The organism is Streptomyces sp. cg35, from assembly GCF_050410835.1.
GTDB lineage: Bacteria > Actinomycetota > Actinomycetes > Streptomycetales > Streptomycetaceae > Streptomyces.
In genome coordinates, this window is sequence record NZ_CP191268.1 from 1,964,110 (window position 1) to 1,982,594 (window position 18,485).

The window sequence follows — 18,485 nt, forward strand, 5'->3', positions numbered from 1 at the left end:
CTCAGACCTCCTCGGACTGGCGCGCGGCGGCGAGCCGGACCGCGTCCATGATCTTCTCGTAGCCGGTGCAGCGGCACAGGTTGCCGGACAGGGCCTCGCGGATGTCGGCGTCCGACGGGTTCGGGGTGCGCTCCAGCATCTCGTCTGCGGCGACCAGCAGGCCCGGGGTGCAGAAGCCGCACTGGACCGCGCCGGCGTCGATGAACGCCTGCTGGATCGGGGCGAGTTCGGCGCCCTCGCCGGTCTGCGAGTCGGTGCCCCGCGCGGCCCAGCCCTGGGCGTCCTGGAGGGACGTGCCGCAGGAGCCGCCCTCGTGGTCACCGCAGGAGCGCTTCTTGGCGAAGTCGGCGAGGCCCTCGACGGTGACGACCTCGCGGCCCTCGACCTGTCCGGCGGCCACCAGACACGAACACACCGGCACGCCGTCGAGCCGGACGGTGCAGGAACCGCACTCGCCCTGCTCGCAGGCGTTCTTCGAACCGGGCAGGCCCATCCGCTCACGCAGCACGTACAGCAGGGACTCGCCCTCCCACACGTCGTCGGCTTCCTGCGGACGGCCGTTGACCGTGAAATTGACGCGCATTACGCGACTCCCCCCAGCTTGTCGGAGCGGCCGTCGGTGCCGCGGTAGGACTCCCACGCCCAGGTGAGCGTGCGGCGGGCCATGATGCCGACCGCGTGGCGGCGGTACGAGGCGGTACCGCGCACGTCGTCGATCGGGTTGCAGGCGGCGGAGCACAGGTCCGCGAACTGCTTGGCGACCGACGGGGTGATGATCTTGCCGTTGTCCCAGAAGCCGCCCTCGTCGAGCGCGGCGTTGAGGAACTGCTCGGCCTCCTTGGCGCGGATCGGGGTCGGCGCTGCCGAGCCGATGCCGGTGCGCACCGTCCGGGTCTCGGGGTGCACCGCGAGACCGAAGGCGCACACGGCGATCACCATGGCGTTGCGCGTGCCGACCTTCGAGTACTGCTGCGGGCCGTCGGCCTTGGGCAGGTGGACGGCGCGGATCAGCTCGTCGGGGGCGAGCGCGTTGCGCTTCACGCCGGTGTAGAACTCGTCGATCGGGATGCGCCGCGAGCCGCGTACGGACTCGACCTCGACCTCGCAGCCGCCGGCGAGCAGGGCCGGGTGGGCGTCACCGGCCGGGGAGGCGGTGCCGAGGTTGCCGCCGACGCCGCCGCGGTTGCGGATCTGCGGCGAGGCGACCGTGTGCGAGGCGAGCGCCAGGCCCGGCAGCTCGGTCCGCAGGTGCTCCATGATCTTGCTGTACGGGACGGAGGCGCCGAGCCGGACCGTGCCCTGAGGCCCCTCGCCCACCTCCCACTCGCTCAGCTCGCCGATGCGGTTGAGGTCCAGGAGGTACTCGGGGCGGCGGTGGTCGAAGTTGATCTCGACCATGACATCGGTGCCACCCGCAATCGGCACAGCTGTCGGGTGCTCGGCCTTGGCGGCGAGCGCCTCCTCCCAGCTGGCGGGGCGAAGGAAGTCCATGAGCGGCTCTCTTCTTCGTCGTTCGTGGTTCGTTCGATCGGATCGAGCCACGGATGTGCGGATCACGGGGGCTCGTTCATGTGCTGTTAACGCGGAGTGGGCCCAGTACACCGCCGTGTGCTCCGCCAGGGTCAGTCACGGAAACCATGAAGGAGTTGGCTGACCAACGCGGGTGTCTTGTAGATTCGTATGAACGGAGAGCATCAGTAACCTCTTCGTTTTCCTGCAGAAACCGAAGAAACAGTTCGAGACAGATCGGCGGCGACGAAGACATGCGGCTGCGCGCATTGCTGGACACGGACGCGCTGGGCCTCAGGCTCCTCGGCGGCGAGGACGAGCTGGACCGCACGGTCCGCGGCGTGATGACGACGGATCTGCGGGACCCCAGCCGGTACCTGTCGGGCGGCGAACTGGTCCTCACGGGCCTCGCCTGGCGCCGGGACGCCGACGACTCCGAGCCCTTCGTCCGGATCCTGTCCGCGGCGGGCGTCGCGGCGCTCGCGGCCGGCGAGGCCGAGCTGGGCGACATCCCCGAGGACCTGGTGCAGGCCTGCGTCCGGCACCGGCTGCCGCTGTTCGCGGTGAACGAGTCGGTGGCGTTCGCGACCATCACCGAGCACGTCGTGCGCCAGGTCTCGGGCGAGCGGGCCGGCGACCTGGCGGCGGTCGTGGACCGGCACCGGCGCCTGATGACGTCGGGCCCGGCGGGCGGCGGCCCGGACGTGGTCCTCGACCTGCTCGGCAGCGACCTGGACCTGCGCGCCTGGGTGCTCTCCCCCGCGGGCCGCGCCATCGCCGGGTCGAACGAGGCGGGCCCCGACCTGCCCCCCGACGTCTGCGCGCGGCTGGCCGCCGAGCACCTGGCGGCGACCCGGGCGGGCCGCCGGGCCCCGCACCGGGTCACGATCGGCCAGACGACGTACTCGGTGTTCGGGATCCGCACCGGTGGCCGGAGCGCGGCACCCGCCTCCCGCGACGTCCGCGAGACGGTCCTGTCGGACTGGCTGCTCGCCGTCGAGGCGGACGCGGGCGACTGGCCCGAGGAGCGGCTGGACCTGCTGCAGGGCGTCACCCAGCTGATCTCGGTGGAGCGCGACCGCCGGGACGCCGCCCGGACGGTACGCCGGCGCCTCGCCCAGGAGGTCCTGGAGCTGGTCCAGACGGGTGCGGCCCCGGCCGAGATCGCCGCGCGGCTGCGCGTGGCGGCGCCGGTCCTGCTGCCCGGCCTGGGCGCGGCCCCGCACTGGCAGGTCGTCGTGGCCCGCGTCGAGTGGGAGGGCGGCGAGATCGAGGGCGGTCCGGTGGCCCAGTCGCTGCTCGAGGAGATCCTCGTCGACCCGCTGTCGGCGGGGCCCGAGCCGTCCGACCGGATCGCGGTGGCGCACACCGGCGACGAGGCCATCGCGCTCGTCCCGCTGCCCGCGGTCTCGGCCGAGCACGACGGTTCGGAGCAGGGTCTGATCGCGGACACGCTGCTCGAGGCCGTCCGCGACCCGCTGTCGGCGGGCCTCGCGGACGACGGGCGCCTGACGATCGGCGTGAGCGCGGCCGTCCATTCGGCGGAGGGGCTGCGCGGCGCCCTGGAGGAGGCCCGGCACGCCCGCCGGGTGGCGGCCGCCCGTACGGGCCTGGTCTGCGCCGCGGGGCACCAGGAGCTCGCCTCGCACGTCCTGCTGCTGCCCTTCGTCCCGGACGACGTCCGCCGCGCGTTCACCGCCCGGCTCCTCGACCCGCTGCGGGAGTACGACCGAAAGCACCGCGCGGAGCTGATCCCGACGCTGGAGGCGTTCCTCGACTGCGACGGATCGTGGACCCGCTGCGCGAGCCGTCTCCACCTGCACGTCAACACGCTGCGCTACCGCGTCGGCCGGATCGAACAGCTGACGAACCGTGATCTGTCGCGGCTGGAGGACAAGTTGGACTTCTTCCTGGCCCTGCGCATGAGCTGACGCCACGGGGGTTCCGGGCCCGGCCCGGAACCCGGCCCCTTTGTGAAATCTTTCACCCATCCCCTTGGCCGGGCGCCGCGATCCGTGCTGAGATGCCCCACGACAACTCGGCTCGATGGCGTGCTCGGGGAGGGCAACGTGGCGCATACCGCCATGTCTGGTACCGGAACGAACGCAGGGAACGATCCACTCCAGACCGCGGTATGGCGGCTGCGCTCGCGCGGCTGCTGGGCCGACGCGGCCGCACTTCTCGACCCTCATGCGACGACGGATCCCGCCGCCGCGCTGCAGCGCGCGGCGCTGCTCGGCGAGCGGTGCCTGTACACGGAGCAGGGCTGGGCGGAGGCGGAGGACGCGCTGCGCGCCGCGGAGGCCGTGGCCCACAGCGATGAGGAACGCGGCGCGGCGGCCTGCGAGCGCGGTCAACTCGCCTACGCCTCCACGCTGTTGAAGGTCCGGGACCGGGTCGACGAGGCCCGTTCCGCGTTCGGCCGGGCGGCGGCGCTGATCGCCCCCGGCGCGCCGGGCCGGGCCCTGCTCGACTTCCGCCGCGGCCTGATGGCGGAGAACCTGGCCGACTCACCGCAGGCGGCGCGGGCGGCGTACCGCAGGGCGCATGCGGGCGCCACGGCCCACGACAACGCGCTGCTGCTCTCGTTCACCTGGCGCCATCTGGCCGGACTGGCTTTGCGCGAGGGCGAGTTGGCGGAGGCGCGGCACGGCTTCGCGGAGTCGCTGCGGCTGCGGGAGGAGCTCGGTTTCCTGGTGGGCACGGCCCCGGCGCTGGTCTCCCTGGCGGAGGCGGAGCCCGAACCGGAGACCTCGGCACGCCTGCGCGCGGAGGCGGCCCGGCTGTTCCGGCTGCTCGGGGGTGTGCCCACCTGGCTCGCGGGGGCGCTGCCCGCGGCGGCCTGAGGCCGGCCGACGCTCAGCCGGCGAAGTGCTCCCGCACCAACGAACCGACCGCGCCGAGGTCCTGGGCCTCAAGTGCCTCCAGCAGGGACACGTGCTGGGCCGCGTCCGCCGCGAGGTCGCACCCGGCCCACACCACGCGCCGCCGCAGATCGTCCGCGATCCGCACCAGCTGCTCGTTCCCGGCGAGGGACAGCAGGGCCCGGTGGAACGCCCGGTCGGCCTCCGCGTACCGCGCGAGGTCGCCGGAGGCGGCCGCGGCGACGGTCTCTTCGGCGCTGGGCCGGACGGCGGCCCAGCGCGCCACCGGCAGCGTCCGGGCCAGGCGCAGCACGACGGGCACCTCGATGAGCCCGCGTACCTCCGCCAGCTCGGCCCGCTCCTGGGCGGTCCGCTCGGCGACCCGGAACCCCCGGTTCGGCACGACCTCGACGGCGCCCTCCCGGGCCAGCTGCTGCATCGCCTCGCGCACGGGCGTCGCCGAGACCCCGAAGCGCTCCCCCAGGACGGGCGCCGAGTACACCTCGCCGGGCGTCAGCTCGCCGGAGAGCAGGGCGGCCCGCAGCGCGTCGAGCACCTGCCCGCGCACCGACGTCCGCTCGACCGTCCCGCGCACCGCGACACGCGGCGCGGGCGGCTCGCTGTGAGTGTGCTCACCCCGGCTGTGCCCGGCCGCCGACGGCTGGGGCGGGGCCGCCGCCCACGCGTCGGCGGAGCGCTGTTCGGGCACCCCGAAGGCCGCCGCGGAGCCACGTGCCGGACGCGGCCTGGCCTGCTCCACCCCGGTCATCCCCTTCGCCGCCGTTCCCGGCCGATACCGGCCGTTTGTCCTAGCTCAACGACGAACGATAGGCCGCCCGGGCCGCAGTTCAAACCCCGAATCCTTCGGGTAAGGTAAGGCTTACCTGCAAACGATCGCGATTCGGTGGTCCCTGCATGCCCCTCATCACCCCGGCGCCCGCCGCGACGCACAGCGCGGTCTCGGCCGCGTACGCCCGCCTCACCGAGGTGTTCCCGAGCCTGCGCATCATCGAGCTCGGCCCCGACGAGCCGCTGCCCGAGGGCGCCGGCTGGGTCGGCACGGGCCGGCTCGCCGAGGGCGGATCCGCGCTCGACGCGTTCCTCGCGTGGGACAACGCCCAGGTGCTCAAGGACTACGGCCTGCAGGCCCGCCCCGACGTCGTCGCCAGCTTCGGGCTGCACCGCTACGCGTGGCCCGCCTGCCTGCTCCTCACGGTCCCCTGGTTCCTGCACCGCCGCGTGCCGCGCTTCCCTGCCGCGAACGTCTCCTTCCAGCGCGCGCTGGGCCGGATGGCCGTACGCGTCACCGATTTCGCGTGCCTGCCCGGCGACCCGGCGGCGAAGATGCCCGGCGCGCACGTCGTCCCGGACGAGGAGGCCCTGCGGGCCGAGCTGCGGGCGGCCGTCGCCGACCACCTGGAGCCCGTCCTCGCCGGATTCGGACCGCGGATGCGGCGCGGGCCGCGCGCCCTGTGGGGCATGGCCACGGACGAGATCGTCGAGGGCCTCTGGTACATCGGCCATCTGCTCGGCGAGGAGCGCCGCGCGATGACCGAGCTGGAGGAGCTGCTGCCGGGCACGACGAAGCCGTACGTCGGAAAGGCCGCGTTCCGCGAACTGACCGGCCCCGAAGGGGAGCTGCTGCCGACCCGTGACCGGGCGAGCTGCTGCCTCTTCTACACCCTGCGCCCGGAGGACACCTGCGTGACCTGCCCGCGCACGTGCGACGCGGACCGCATCGCGCGGCTCACCGGGTCCGCCGCGGCCTGAGCGCCACCCGCACTCGACCGAACCACCCTTTCGGGTGACGCAAATCGAACTCAACTCCCTTTTCTGCGGCGGGAGTTCGAGCGTACGACCGTTTTACGCGCCCCCTTGCACTCCAATGGCGTTCTCTTGTCCCGAAACCCCCTGCGGGCTCGGACTGCTGGGCCAATATGGCGCCCGAAACGCCCACCCGTCCAACGAAGCGCTCCGCGCTGCACCATCTGTTTTTCGCAATGCAAGGGACCCCCAGATGAGACTGACCGACATATCGCTGGACTGGCTGCTTCCGGGCGCCGTGCTGCTCCTGGGCCTGCTGGCGGCGGTGGCGGTGCTCGCGCGCGGCAAGCGCGCCGGGGACACCGGCAAGAAAGGCGCGTCGTCGTCCGACGATTCGTGGGAACGCAGCGAGGAACGCCGCAGACGCAAGGAGACCGTCTACGGCTCCGCCTCGTACGTGCTGCTGTTCTGCTGCGCCGCCGTCGCCGCCGCGCTCTCCTTCCACGGCCTGGTCGGCTTCGGCCGCCAGAACCTGAACCTGTCCGGAGGCTGGGAGTACCTCGTCCCGTTCGGGCTCGACGGTGCCGCGATGTTCTGCTCGGTGCTCGCGGTGCGCGAGGCCAGCCACGGCGACGCCGCGCTCGGCTCACGCATACTCGTGTGGACGTTCGCGGGTGCCGCCGCCTGGTTCAACTGGGTGCACGCGCCCCGAGGGCTGGGCCACGCGGGCGCCCCGCACTTCTTCGCGGGGATGTCCCTGTCGGCGGCGGTGCTCTTCGACCGCGCGCTGAAGCAGACGCGCCGCGCGGCGCTGCGCGAACAGGGCCTGGTACCGCGGCCGTTGCCGCAGATCCGGATCGTGCGCTGGCTGCGCGCTCCCCGGGAGACGTACAGCGCCTGGTCGCTGATGCTCCTGGAGAACGTGCGGACGCTGGACGAGGCCGTCGACGAGGTGCGCGAGGACAAGCGCCAGAAGACGGCCAACCGCATGCGGCGGCGCGAGCACGAGAAGCTGGAGCGGGCGCAGCTACGGGCCCTCAGCCGGGGCCACCGCTCGTTCGGCGGGCGGGGCGGGCGGCAGGTCGACGTGCCCGCCGTGACCGCATCGGGTTCGACGGGCTCCGCACAAGTCGGCGCGGAGCCCGCCATATCGCCGGGGAGCCAGCCTTCGGAACTCTCGCAGGACCAGCTTCCGCTGCGCGCCCGGCCCTCTCTCCAGGCCGTCAGGAGCGGCACTGACCCGAAGTCGTCCGTCACCGTCGATCTGACGGCGGAGGACGACACTCAGGCGCTGCCCCGGCTCGACACGCTGGAGCGGAAGCTCAAGGACCTTGAGCAGCAGTTCGGCTGACACCCCGTCACCACAAGAGAGGACGACTGCGGCGGCGCCGTCGTGACATGGACGTCACGGGGTGCCGCCGTCCAGTTCGAACCACACCACCTTTCCCGTCCGGCCGGCGCCGAACGTCACGACGCCCCAGGCGTCCGCGAGGGACTGCACCAGGAAGAGGCCCCTGCCGTGCGTACCGTCGTCGGCGATCGGTACCCGTAGCTTCGGCCTGCGCGACGCCGTGTCCCGGACCTCGACTCTCAGACCGCGCGGCCCCACCGTTGCCGTGAGCTCCGCCTCGCGGTCCGTGTGCACCAGCGCATTGGTGACGAGCTCGCTGGTGAGCAGCTCCGCTATCTCCGATCTGCCCGGCCTGCCCCAGTGACGGAGCAGTTCGCGCACCGCGCGCCGGGCCTCCGGTACGGCCCTCAGATCCGCCTTGCCCAGCTTTCGGTTGAGCTGTCCACGCGGTACGTCCCCCTGTTCCGCCCCGTCCACCCCGGATTCCTCCGGATGTGCCATGGGGACTTCGACCCTCATCGGGCTTCCCCTTTGTACCTGCCGTTTCATGACCCCCGCCCACACGCCGATCACGATGCCTTTCTCGCTCTGGACTCGTTCTGCTCGGCCTGTCTGTCGAACGCGTACACGGGGATGCATGCCCCGTGGGCATGTCGGCACTCCTGTTGATTCGTCCATCACACGCGGGTGTCGACGAGCCGCACGGGGAAGGAAGCGTGGGATCCGAGCAGGACCTGGACCGGAAGGAGCCGCCGTGCACGACGACCGACACCTCGTGGAGGGCCGACTTGAGCGGGCGATGCGCCAGTTCGTACGCCCGGCGCAGTACGCCGCGCGGACACCGCTGACGCTGAGCGTCTGGCACGCGCCGGGCGAGCCCGTGCCCGTGGCCGACGCGCTGGCGGGGACGTACGCGCCGTTCGAGTCCGGCACCGCCTGGGGGAAGCCGTGGTCGACCAGCTGGTTCCGGCTTCAGGGGCAGGTGCCCGAGGAGTGGGCGGGGCGGCACGTCGAGGCCGTGGTGGACCCGGGGTTCACCGGTCAGGGGCCCGGGTTCCAGGCGGAGGGGCTGTTGTACGACGCCTCGGGCGTCCCCCTGAAGGGCATCCATCCGCGCAACCGGCATCTGACGATCGCCGCGCGGGCGGCCGGCGGCGAACCGGTGAACCTGCTGCTGGAGGCGGCCGCCAACCCGGCGGTGCTGCGGGACTTCGAGCCCACGTTCCTCGGTGATGTGCTGACCGCCGGGGATCGCCCCGTCTATCGATTCCGCTCTGCCGACCTGGCCGTACTCGACGAGGACGTCTGGCACCTGGTGCTCGATGTCGAGGTGCTCTCCGAGCTCATGCACGAGCTGGACGCCGACCGGGCCCGGCGGCACGACATCCTGCGGGCCCTGGAGCGGATGCTGGACGTACTGGATCTGCACGACGTGTCCGGGACCGCCGTCGCGGCCCGCGCGGAGCTCGCCGAGGTGCTGTCGCGGCCGGCGCACGCGAGCGCGCACCGGGTCTCGGCGGCCGGGCACGCGCACATCGACTCGGCGTGGCTGTGGCCGCTGCGCGAGACGGTCCGCAAGGCGTCCCGCACGTTCGCGAACGTCACCGCGCTGGCCCGGGACTACCCGGAGCTGGTCTTCGCGTGCTCGCAGGCGCAGCAGTACGCGTGGGTGAAGGAGCACCAACCGCACATCTGGGACCGCATCAAGAAGGCGGTGGCGGACGGGAACTGGGCACCGGTCGGCTCGATGTGGGTGGAGTCGGACGCGAACATGCCGGGCGGCGAGGCGCTGGCGCGGCAACTGGTGCACGGCAAGCGGTTCTTCCGGGACGAGCTGGGGGTGGAGACGGAGGAGATCTGGCTGCCGGACTCCTTCGGATACACCGCCGCCTTCCCGCAGCTGGCGAAGCTGGCGGGCGCCAAGTGGTTCCTGACGCAGAAGCTGAGCTGGAACCAGACGAACAAGATGCCGCACCACACGTTCTGGTGGGAGGGCATCGACGGCACCCGGGTGTTCACCCACTTCCCGCCCGTGGACACCTACAACGCACAGTTCCACGCCCGCGAACTCGCCCACGCGGAGCGGAACTTCGCGGAGAAGGGCGGTGCGTCCGGCTCACTGGTCCCGTTCGGCTGGGGCGACGGCGGTGGCGGCCCGACCCGCGAGATGCTGGAGAAGGCGCGCCGGCTGCGCTCCCTGGAGGGCTCGCCGCGCGTCGAGATCGAGAAGCCGTCGGCGTTCTTCGAGGCGGCGCACGAGGAGTACGGGTCCAAGGCCCCGGTGTGGTCCGGTGAGCTGTACCTGGAGATGCACCGGGCGACGTACACGACGCAGGCGAAGACGAAGCAGGGCAACCGCCGATCCGAACACGCCTTGCGCGAGGCCGAGTTGTGGTGCACGGCCGCCGCTCTGCGCGACGCGTCGTACGCGTACCCCTACGACGATCTGGACCGCCTGTGGAAGACGGTCCTGCTGCACCAGTTCCACGACATCCTGCCCGGTTCCTCGATCGCCTGGGTGCACCGGGAGGCGCGTGACACCTACGCCCGTGTTCTCGAAGAGCTGGACGCGCTGACCGGCGAGGCGGTGTCCCGGCTCGGCGCCGGTGAGCCGGCGGCGCTGAACGCCTCGCCCTACCCGCGCAGTGAAGTGGTCGCGCACGACGGCGCGTTGGTGCACGTGAACGTCGACGGGCTCGGCACCCGGAGCCTCGCCGAGGCCGCGGCCCGCACCCGCGGGCCGGGCGCCCACGCGGCGGCGACCCGCGAGGCCGACGAGAAGATCGTGCTGGCGAACGAGCATCTGGCCGTCACCGTCGACAGCGACGGGCTCCTCGCCTCGGTCCGCGACCTGGGGCACGGCGGCCGCGAGGTGCTGGCCCCCGGCACCCGCGGCAACCTCCTCCAGCTGCACCCCGACCACCCCACCCAGTACGACGCCTGGGACCTGGACGCGCACTACCGGCACACCCGCACCGATCTCACGGACGCCGAGTCGGTGGAGCTCGTCGAGGACGGGCCGCTGCGGGTGGCGGTCCGCGTGACCCGCTCCTTCGGCCGGTCCCGCATCACGCAGGAGTACCGGCTCGCCGCGGGCAGCCGCCGGCTCGAGGTCGTCACCGACGTCGACTGGCAGGAGTCGGAGAAGGTGCTCAAGGCGGCGTTCCCGGTGGACGTGCACGCGGAACGCTCCGCGGCCGAGATCCAGTTCGGCCATGTGCACCGGCCCACGCACGCCAACACCGGCTGGGACGCGGCCCGTTACGAGATCTGTGCGCACCGCTGGCTGCGGGTGGCCGAGGACACCTACGGCGTCGCGCTGCTCAACGACTCGACGTACGGGCACGACGTGACGCGCACCCCGCACGACCAGGGGCTCGGCACGACCGTCCGGCTGACGCTGCTGCGCGCCCCGCACAGCCCCGACCCGGAGACCGATCTCGGTACGCACCGCTTCACGTACGCGCTGCTGCCGGGGGCCACGACGGGCGACGCGGTGGCCGAGGGGCTCGCGCTGAATCTGCCGCTGCGGGTGGCCGAGGCGCCCGCCGTGGCGCCGCTCGTCACGGTCGACGACCCGGCGGTGACGGTCGAGTCGGTGAAGCTCGCCGAGGACCGCAGCGGCGACGTCGTGGTCCGGCTCTACGAGTCGCGGGGCGGGCGGGCGACGGCGACGCTGACGGCGTCGTTCCCGGTGGCGGGCGCCGACGAGACGGATCTCCTGGAGCGTCCGCTGCGGCCCGCGGACACCTCGGAGACGGGTCTGGCGCTGTCCCTGCGGCCGTTCCAGATCCTGACACTGCGGCTGCGTCCGGCCTGAGCCGCACGCGAGGGTGCCGTGCCCCCGGCCGGACGGTGACCGGACGGTCAGGGGCGCGGCACGTTGCGCAGGTTCGAGCGGGCCATCTGCACCATGCGGCCCACGCCGCCGTCGAGCACGATCTTCGACGCGGACAGCGCGAAGCCCGTCACCATGTCGGCGCTGATCTTCGGCGGGATGGACAGGGCGTTCGGGTCGGTGACGATGTCGACGAGCGCCGGGCCCTTGTGCTTGAAGGCGTCCTTGAGGGCGCCCGCGAGCTGCTTGGGCTTCTCGACGCGGACGCCGTACGCGCCCGCGGCCCGGGCGACGGCGGCGAAGTCGGGGTTCTTGTTGGTCGTCCCGTACGAGGGCAGGCCGGCCACCAGCATCTCCAACTCCACCATTCCCAGGGAGGAGTTGTTGAAGAGAACGACCTTCACCGGCAGGTCGTACTGGACGAGGGTGAGGAAGTCGCCCATCAGCATCGAGAAGCCGCCGTCGCCGGACATCGAGACGACCTGCCGGTCGCGGTCGACGAACTGGGCGCCGATGGCCATCGGCAGCGCGTTCGCCATGGAACCGTGCGAGAACGAGCCGATGACGCGGCGCCGCCCGTTGGGCGAGATGTAGCGCGCGGCCCACACGTTGCACATGCCGGTGTCGACGGTGAACACGGCGTCCTCGTCCGCGAGTTCGTCGAGGACGGAGGCGACGTACTCGGGGTGGATCGGGGTGTGCTTCTCGACCTTGCGGGTGTACGCCTTGACGACGCCTTCGAGGTGGTCGGCGTGCTTCTTCAGCATCTTGTCGAGGAAGCGGCGGTTCGACTTGGGCTTCACGCGCGGCGTCAGGCAGCGCAGCGTCTCGCGGACGTCGCCCCAGACGGCGAGGTCGAGCTTCGAGCGGCGGCCGAGGTGTTCGGGCCGCATGTCGACCTGGACGATCTTGACGTCCTTCTGCGGCAGGAACGCGTTGTACGGGAAGTCCGTGCCGAGCAGGATCAGCAGATCGCACTCGTGGGTGGCCTCGTAGGCGGCGCCGTAGCCGAGCAGGCCGCTCATGCCGACGTCGAAGGGGTTGTCGTACTGGATCCACTCCTTGCCGCGCAGCGCGTGCCCGACCGGCGACTTGATCTTCTCGGCGAACTCCATGACCTCGGCGTGCGCGCCGGCGGTGCCGCTGCCGCAGAACAGGGTGACTTTGTCGGCCTCGTCGATCATCTCGACGAGCTTGTCGATCTCGGCGTCGCCGGGGCGGATGCTGGGCCGGGACGTGACCAGCGCCGTCTCGACGGCGCTGTCGGGGGCCGGCTCGTCCGCGATGTCGCCCGGCAGCGTGACGACGCTGACGCCGGACTGGCCGACCGCGTGCTGGATGGCGGTCTGCAGGACCCGCGGCATCTGCTTCGCGCTGGAGATCATCTCGCTGTAGTGCGAGCACTCCTGGAAGAGCCGGTCGGGGTGCGTCTCCTGGAAGTAGCCGAGGCCGATCTCGCTGGAGGGGATGTGGGAGGCCAGGGCGAGGACGGGGGCCATGGAGCGGTGGGCGTCGTAGAGGCCGTTGATGAGGTGCAGGTTGCCGGGCCCGCAGGAGCCGGCGCAGGCGGTCATCTTGCCGGTGATCTGCGCTTCGGCGCCCGCCGCGAAGGCCGCGGTCTCCTCGTGGCGTACGTGGATCCAGTCGATGGCGCTGTTGCGGCGGATCGCGTCGACGACCGGGTTCAGGCTGTCGCCGACGACTCCGTACATGCGCTTGACGCCCGCGCGGACGAGGATGTCGACGAACTGCTCGGCGACGTTCTGCTTGGCCATGACTCACGCGCCCCTTCGGAACCGATCGCTGTTTGTCGGTTCCATGAATTCACAAGGGGCGCGGTTACGCCTCCCAAACGGCCGCGGCCGTGCGATCGTCGGCGTAGCCCTTGACCCGCACCTGGGCGTCCGCGAGGAACGCGGCGAGGCCCGGCGGTGCGCCCTGGGCCCATCTGCGCGCCAGATGCCGGGAGAGGTCGGGCTCGCCCCGCAGCGGTTCGGCCAGGCCCGCCGTGCACAGCAGCAGCGTGTCACCCGGGCGGGCGATCGAGGCGCGGAAGCGGAACGGGTCGCGGGCCGGTTCGGGAGCGGGCTCGTAGGGGCTCGGCGGCGTGGTGATCCCGAGGTCCATGGTGAGCCGGTCGCCCTCCGGGGTCTCGGCGGCGGGCAGCGATCCGTACCCCACGACCGGGGCGCCGCTCTGCTCGGCGACGCTCGGCTCGATGTCCTGCCACTCGCCGTCCCGCAAGCGGAACAGGCCGCCGCCCCCGACGCCGAAGAACACCCGGGTGCGGCACTCCGGGTCGGCGGGCACCAGCAGGCAGCGCAGGGTGGCGGCGTACTCCTCCGGGTCCAGGCCCTGCTCGGCGGCGCCGGCCCGCAGCTTGCCGAGACTGCGGTCGGTGAGCCGGTGCAGGCCCGACTTGAGGTCGCCGCGGCGCCCGGCCCGGATGTCCTCGGCCAGCCGGGCGTGGCTGAGCCCCACGGCACGGCCGATCCAGTCGCACGCCTCGGCGGCGGCCCGGTGCGCGCCCGGTGTCGCGCGGGCGCCGGTGGCCATGGCGACGAGGATCAGCGCGCCGGGGCCGCTGCCGAACCGCGCGGTGAGCAGGCTGTCGCGCCGGGGCTCGCCCCGGTAGCGCGCGGAGTCGCCGCGTACGGAGGCGGCGCGCAGGGTGCAGCTGCCGTACCGCGCCCCGTCGAGGACGGTGTCGGCGACGAGGTCGTCGAGCTCGTCCGGGTCGGCGGCGGGCAGCGCGGTGGGCTCGGCGTCGTAGGTGGGCGGACCGTCCCCCACGTAGGGCACGGCGAGGGGCGCCGGGGGCTCCTGCGCGGCGGGCTCCGGTGCGGGCTCGGCGGACTCGGGCCGCTCGGGCCCGGACTCGGGCCGCTCGGCGGCGGGGTCCGCGGCTTTGTCCCACGCGGGCCGGGAGAGGCCGTCCGGGGGGCGCGGGGCCGGGACGGAGCCCGGCGGGGCCGCCACCGCCCCGGCCGAGGCGAAACGGTCGTCCAGGGTGTCCGCGGTCGGGGTCGGTCCGGTGTCGTCGGCGACGTCGGCGGCGTCGGTCTCGTACAACTGACCCCACCAGTCGTCCTCGTGGACCGGGCGACGGGTGGGCCTATCCCCCTGCTGGCTCATGTCCTCATTGTCCACGTCACGGGCCGTACGAAAACGGGGCAACGGGAAAATTGCACGCGTAAAAGATCTGCCGGGCGGCCCCACCCCCCACGGGAAGGCCGCCCGGCAGACCGGATCAGGTGACTCCTCGAACTCTCGAACTAGCGCACGTCGTACGCCCGGGTCACCGTCTGGGTGACGGAGTTGCCCTTCGAGTCGGTCAGCAGGGTCTTCAGCGTGACCTGCTTGCCGGCGGCCCCGGCGTGGTCCACGATCGCGGTCCACCGGTCACCGTGCCGTACGGTGCGCGCCTGCGTCCAGGTCTCCCCGCCGTCGTACGAGTAGGAGAGCGCGGCCTTCGTCAGCGCACCGGGGGTGTACCCGGCGTGCCCCGTGGCGGTCAGGCCGATCTCCTGTCCGTCGGCGGCGGCGAGGGTCTTGAGCCCGTCCTCCGGCAGCGTCAGGTGCGGGAAGAGCAGCGGGATGCCCTGCGAGTAGACGTCCTCGTCGAGGTGCGAGCGGAACGACCAGGTGGTCAGGGTCTCGGGCGAGCGGTTCCAGACCTTGGAGCCGATCTTCGCGGAGTGCAGCGTGAGGTCGTACGCCGCGTCGTCGGCCGGGACCTCGAACACGCCGAACGGCCAGCTCGATTCGCCGACGGTCTCGCCGTCCCGCTTCAGTTCCATCCCGCCGATGTCGCCGAAACCGCCCTGGACGCCCTGGTGCTGTCCGTCTCCCCAGAAGCCGGGGGCGACGCCGATCAGATCGCCCTGGCGCTCGGCCGCGAGGGCCGGTGCGCCGGAGTCGTCGAGCGGGGTGGTCGGCGCGAGGACGCCGCCGTACCACTCCTCGGTGCGGTGCTCGCCCTTCTTGTACGTGCGCACGGGGTCGATCATGAACTCGCCCCACGGGAAGCTGCTGGACACCTGGTGGCCCCAGCCGGTGCCGCCCGCCGAGTAGTACTCGGTGCGCCGCGACGGAGCCGCGACGGTCTCGATGTCGCCGAAGGAGGCGGTCAGGCCGGAGGGCCGGGTGGCGGCGGGGAGGTCGACGTAGTCGGTGGCGGTGCCCATGGCGCGGTAGGTCGCCCTGTTCGCGGCGAGGTCGGCGTCGCGGACGCGGTAGGTGCGCTCGGAGCCGATGCGGCCGGTCTCGGGGAACGCCAGGTTGTACATGTACGGGCTGCTCGCGGTGGCCTTCCAGCGCAGGGTGGTGTCACCGGCCGCGATCCGCGCGGCGAGCGCCGTGCCCTCGGCGGTCTCCAGGCCGATCATCGGCACCGGTCCGCCGACGAAGCCGACGGACGGGTACCAGCGCCCGGCCGCCTCGCGGTGGATGACGACGGCCTTGGCGCCGGCCTTCGCGGCGGCGGACGCGATGGTGCCCGTGCTGCCGCCCTGCGGGAGCTTCACCAGGGCGAGCTTGTCCTTGACGCCGGCCGCGGCGAGTTCGGCGGCGGTGCCGGACCCGGCGTCGACGATGCGCGCGCTGCCGGTGCCGTCGAGGTTCACGGAGCTGGTGGAGCCGGTCACCGGGTGCAGCGACGGGCCGCCCTGGACGGCGAGTTCGGAGAGCTGCGGGGCGGCGGCCCGCCAGAAGCTGTCGAACTCGAACGTGCCGTCGCCGGCCCGGCCGTCCACGTCCGCGTAGTAGGAGCGGATCGAGCGGCCGCCGGCCGCGGTGCCCGCGTGCAGCCAGGTGTCGTCCCAGCCGCGGGCGAACCCGAGGGTGACGCCGCGCACTTCGGACGCCCGGTCGGTCCGCACGCTCAGCTTGTGCGCCGTGCGGGCGTCGAGCACGACCGTGGTGTCCTTGCGCAGGTCCAGCTGCGGACGGGCCATGTACGTGAGGGAGTTGACGAGGGTGCCCGTCGTCTCGGGGGTGCCGATGAAGCTGGAGAGGAAGTAGGCGCCGGGGCGCAGTCGGTACGTCTGGTCGGTGGCGCCCTCGTTGGGGCGGCGCTCGCCGGTGGCGGTGTCGGTGCCGATGACGTCGAGGGAGGAGGCGCCGTCGGCCGGCTTGCCCTGACGGTCGATCAGCTTGACGCGCAGGGTGACCGTTTCGGGCTCGACGTACAGGGAGAACGGGGTGGAGACGTGCACTCCGCCGGGTCCGGTGGCGAGCACGCGGCCGGTGACGTCGCCGTACTGGGCGGCCTTGAGGGCGGCCGTGGGGTCGAGCCTCAGCGGGACCTCGGCGGTGCCGCCCGCCGGGACGGTGACCGTGCGCGATCCGAGCCCGGCCACGGAGGAGCGGACCGCGGAGCCGTCGTTGCCGGTGACCCCGGCCACGGACAGGCTCAACTTCACGCTCTTGTCGGTGGTGTTGGTGTACGGGACGGCGACGGTGGTGCGGTCGCTCCTGTCCTGCGGCCAGGTGAAGGTGCCGCCCTGGACGGCGTCGGCGCCGAGCACCGTCTCGTCGATGGCGGCCTTCACGTCGAGCCGGCCGCCGCCGGTCTCGCGCACGTCGCCGGGTATGCCGGCGTCGGCGGACGAGACGAGGGCCTGCTTGACCGCTTGCGCGTCCCAGTCGGGGTGGCGCTGCTTCACGATGGCGGCGGCACCGGCGACGTGCGGCGTCGCCATCGACGTACCGCTCATCGACTGGTACGCGTACACGCCCCGGCCGCCCGCGGCGGCGGCGGAGATGGCGACGCCGGGGGCGGCGATCTCCGGCTTGAGGGTGTGGGTGCGCCGCACCGGGCTGCGGCTGGAGAAGTTCGCGGTGGAGTCGTCGCGGTCGACGGCGCCGACGGTGAGCACCTCGGGGACGCAGCCGGGCGAGGAGACGGAGTTGAGGGTCGGTCCCGCGTTGCCCGCGGCGATCACGAAGAGGGTGTTCTTCGCCGAGCGGGCCAGTTCCTGGGTGGCCTGCGCCATCGGGTCGGAGCAGTCGAGCTCGCTCGGGTTGCCGAGGCTCATCGAGACGACGTCGGCGCCCTCGTCGACGGCCCACTGCATGCCGGCGATGATCCACGAAGTGGCGCCGGAGCCGCTGTCGTTGAGGACCTTGCCGTTGAGCAGGGTGGTGCCCGGGGCGACGCCCTTCTTCTTGCCGTCGCTGGCCGCGCCGGTGCCGCCGACGGTGGACGTGGTGTGCGTGCCGTGGCCCTGGTGGTCGTCGGCGTCGGCGGAATCGGTGAAGTTCTTCGACTCGGCGACGCGGCCCTTGAGGTCGGGGTGCTCGGTGTCGACGCCGGTGTCGAGGACGGCGACCTTGGTGCCCTTGCCGTCGTAGCCCGCGGCCCATGCCTGGTCGGCGTGCACCTGCTCTGTCGACCTGTCGAGCAGCGACTGCGCCTTGGCGTCGAGCCAGACCTTCTTCAGGTCGCCGGCCGCACGCGAGCGGCGCGTGGTGACGTCGGACCAGAAGTCGGCCGCCTTCTTCTTGTCGGCCTTGAGGGCGACGCCGCCGATCGGGTCGAGGACGAGGCCGCGTTCGGCGCCGCGCGGGGTCGCGGGCACGCTGCGCGCGACGTCGACGGAGGAGTCGTAGGTGGCGATGAGCGGCAGGGTGGCGCTGTGCGCGTCGTCGTAGCCCTGCCGGATCAGGCCGGTGACGTTGAAGAGCTGCTCGTCGACGCGGCCGGCGGCGATCGCCTGCAGCGCGCCGTCCGGATAGACGTAGAGGTCCTTGCCGGACTGCCGGGTCTGCAGCAGCGGTGCGTCGCCGTTCCCGGTGGGCAGGGCGGTGGCCGCGCTGTGGCCCTCGGCGTCCGTGGTGACCAGGACGCGGTCGCCGGTCACGAGCGTGACCGTGGCGGTGGTGCCCTCGGCCGCCGCGGCGGCGCTGCCTACCGGTGGACGGCCGTCGTCCGGGGCACTCCCCTGTCGTGCCCCGGCCGGAGCGGCCGCGGTGACGGCCAGGACGGCGGCGATCGCCGCGCCCAGGACCGTGCGCGCTGTCGGACGCATCGCTGACTCCCAGTGAAAGCGCAGGTGAATACGGCCCAAAGGGCATATTCCCGGCGGGTGTTGGTGCTGCGGTGGCGCCACATTGGCAGAGTGATGGCCGGTGCAGGGAAGATGGGCGCGGCGGGTTT

Annotated in this window: 12 protein-coding genes; 5 read left to right on the forward strand and 7 right to left on the reverse strand. The window is 72.7% G+C overall.

All coding sequences use genetic code 11. From position 1 onward, the window contains the following. Position 1: 1 nt before the first annotated feature. Together ACQUQD_RS09150 and ACQUQD_RS09155 are read right to left on the reverse strand one after the other, a co-directional pair. Entirely contained in the window at positions 2–583 is a 582-nt protein-coding gene (locus ACQUQD_RS09150) for a (2Fe-2S)-binding protein (protein ID WP_428951532.1), read from the reverse strand. Beyond that, positions 583–1,491, reverse strand: a complete 909-nt coding sequence (locus ACQUQD_RS09155; RefSeq protein WP_428951533.1) for an FAD binding domain-containing protein — start codon at positions 1,489–1,491, stop codon at positions 583–585. Before ACQUQD_RS09155 ends, ACQUQD_RS09150 begins: the two co-directional genes overlap by 1 nt. A gap of 272 nt (positions 1,492–1,763) precedes the next feature. Here ACQUQD_RS09155 and ACQUQD_RS09160 point away from each other — a divergent pair, with 272 nt between their 5' ends. Together ACQUQD_RS09160 and ACQUQD_RS09165 are read left to right on the forward strand one after the other, a co-directional pair. Further along, the gene (locus tag ACQUQD_RS09160) at positions 1,764–3,440 is read left to right on the forward strand and encodes a PucR family transcriptional regulator (RefSeq protein WP_428951534.1); all 1,677 of its coding nucleotides are present in this window, start codon (positions 1,764–1,766) and stop codon (positions 3,438–3,440) included. Positions 3,441–3,578: 138 nt separating this feature from the next. Continuing rightward, complete coding sequence (locus ACQUQD_RS09165) at positions 3,579–4,355, forward strand: hypothetical protein (RefSeq protein WP_428951535.1); 777 nt, start codon at positions 3,579–3,581, stop codon at positions 4,353–4,355. 13 nt (positions 4,356–4,368) lie between these two features. Here the strand turns inward: ACQUQD_RS09165 and ACQUQD_RS09170 are convergent, their stop codons facing one another. Beyond that, positions 4,369–5,142 (reverse strand): GntR family transcriptional regulator, encoded by a 774-nt coding sequence (locus ACQUQD_RS09170; RefSeq protein ID WP_428951536.1) that lies wholly within the window; start codon positions 5,140–5,142, stop codon positions 4,369–4,371. Between the two features lie 146 nt (positions 5,143–5,288). Here ACQUQD_RS09170 and ACQUQD_RS09175 point away from each other — a divergent pair, with 146 nt between their 5' ends. Both ACQUQD_RS09175 and ACQUQD_RS09180 read left to right on the forward strand, forming a co-directional pair. After that, positions 5,289–6,143 carry a (2Fe-2S)-binding protein gene (locus ACQUQD_RS09175; protein WP_428951537.1) on the forward strand — a complete coding sequence of 285 codons (855 nt, stop codon included), beginning with the start codon at positions 5,289–5,291 and terminating at the stop codon, positions 6,141–6,143. A gap of 247 nt (positions 6,144–6,390) precedes the next feature. After that, entirely contained in the window at positions 6,391–7,488 is a 1,098-nt protein-coding gene (locus ACQUQD_RS09180) for a DUF2637 domain-containing protein (protein ID WP_428951538.1), read from the forward strand. A gap of 54 nt (positions 7,489–7,542) precedes the next feature. Here the strand turns inward: ACQUQD_RS09180 and ACQUQD_RS09185 are convergent, their stop codons facing one another. Further along, positions 7,543–7,989 (reverse strand): ATP-binding protein, encoded by a 447-nt coding sequence (locus ACQUQD_RS09185; protein ID WP_428957498.1) that lies wholly within the window; start codon positions 7,987–7,989, stop codon positions 7,543–7,545. A 253-nt stretch (positions 7,990–8,242) separates the two neighbouring features. Here ACQUQD_RS09185 and ACQUQD_RS09190 point away from each other — a divergent pair, with 253 nt between their 5' ends. After that, complete coding sequence (locus ACQUQD_RS09190) at positions 8,243–11,308, forward strand: alpha-mannosidase (protein ID WP_428951539.1); 3,066 nt, start codon at positions 8,243–8,245, stop codon at positions 11,306–11,308. A gap of 47 nt (positions 11,309–11,355) precedes the next feature. Here ACQUQD_RS09190 and ACQUQD_RS09195 read toward each other — a convergent pair whose 3' ends face one another. The 3 genes from ACQUQD_RS09195 to ACQUQD_RS09205 form a co-directional block, all read right to left on the reverse strand. Further along, positions 11,356–13,101 (reverse strand): pyruvate dehydrogenase, encoded by a 1,746-nt coding sequence (locus ACQUQD_RS09195; protein WP_428951540.1) that lies wholly within the window; start codon positions 13,099–13,101, stop codon positions 11,356–11,358. A 64-nt stretch (positions 13,102–13,165) separates the two neighbouring features. Then, complete coding sequence (locus ACQUQD_RS09200; RefSeq protein WP_428951541.1) at positions 13,166–14,461, reverse strand: protein phosphatase 2C domain-containing protein; 1,296 nt, start codon at positions 14,459–14,461, stop codon at positions 13,166–13,168. Between the two features lie 140 nt (positions 14,462–14,601). Further along, positions 14,602–18,357 carry a S8 family peptidase gene (locus tag ACQUQD_RS09205; protein ID WP_428951542.1) on the reverse strand — a complete coding sequence of 1,252 codons (3,756 nt, stop codon included), beginning with the start codon at positions 18,355–18,357 and terminating at the stop codon, positions 14,602–14,604. Positions 18,358–18,485 lie beyond the last annotated feature (128 nt).

Coding starts and splice junctions, on each gene's coding strand:
- ACQUQD_RS09150 (WP_428951532.1), bottom strand. CDS start 583: ATGCGCGTCAATTTCACGGTCAACGGCCGTCCGCAGGAAGCCGACGAC.
- ACQUQD_RS09155 (WP_428951533.1), bottom strand. CDS start 1,491: ATGGACTTCCTTCGCCCCGCCAGCTGGGAGGAGGCGCTCGCCGCCAAG.
- ACQUQD_RS09160 (WP_428951534.1), top strand. CDS start 1,764: ATGCGGCTGCGCGCATTGCTGGACACGGACGCGCTGGGCCTCAGGCTC.
- ACQUQD_RS09170 (WP_428951536.1), bottom strand. CDS start 5,142: ATGACCGGGGTGGAGCAGGCCAGGCCGCGTCCGGCACGTGGCTCCGCG.
- ACQUQD_RS09175 (WP_428951537.1), top strand. CDS start 5,289: ATGCCCCTCATCACCCCGGCGCCCGCCGCGACGCACAGCGCGGTCTCG.
- ACQUQD_RS09180 (WP_428951538.1), top strand. CDS start 6,391: ATGAGACTGACCGACATATCGCTGGACTGGCTGCTTCCGGGCGCCGTG.
- ACQUQD_RS09185 (WP_428957498.1), bottom strand. CDS start 7,989: ATGGCACATCCGGAGGAATCCGGGGTGGACGGGGCGGAACAGGGGGAC.
- ACQUQD_RS09195 (WP_428951540.1), bottom strand. CDS start 13,101: ATGGCCAAGCAGAACGTCGCCGAGCAGTTCGTCGACATCCTCGTCCGC.
- ACQUQD_RS09200 (WP_428951541.1), bottom strand. CDS start 14,461: ATGAGCCAGCAGGGGGATAGGCCCACCCGTCGCCCGGTCCACGAGGAC.
- ACQUQD_RS09205 (WP_428951542.1), bottom strand. CDS start 18,357: ATGCGTCCGACAGCGCGCACGGTCCTGGGCGCGGCGATCGCCGCCGTC.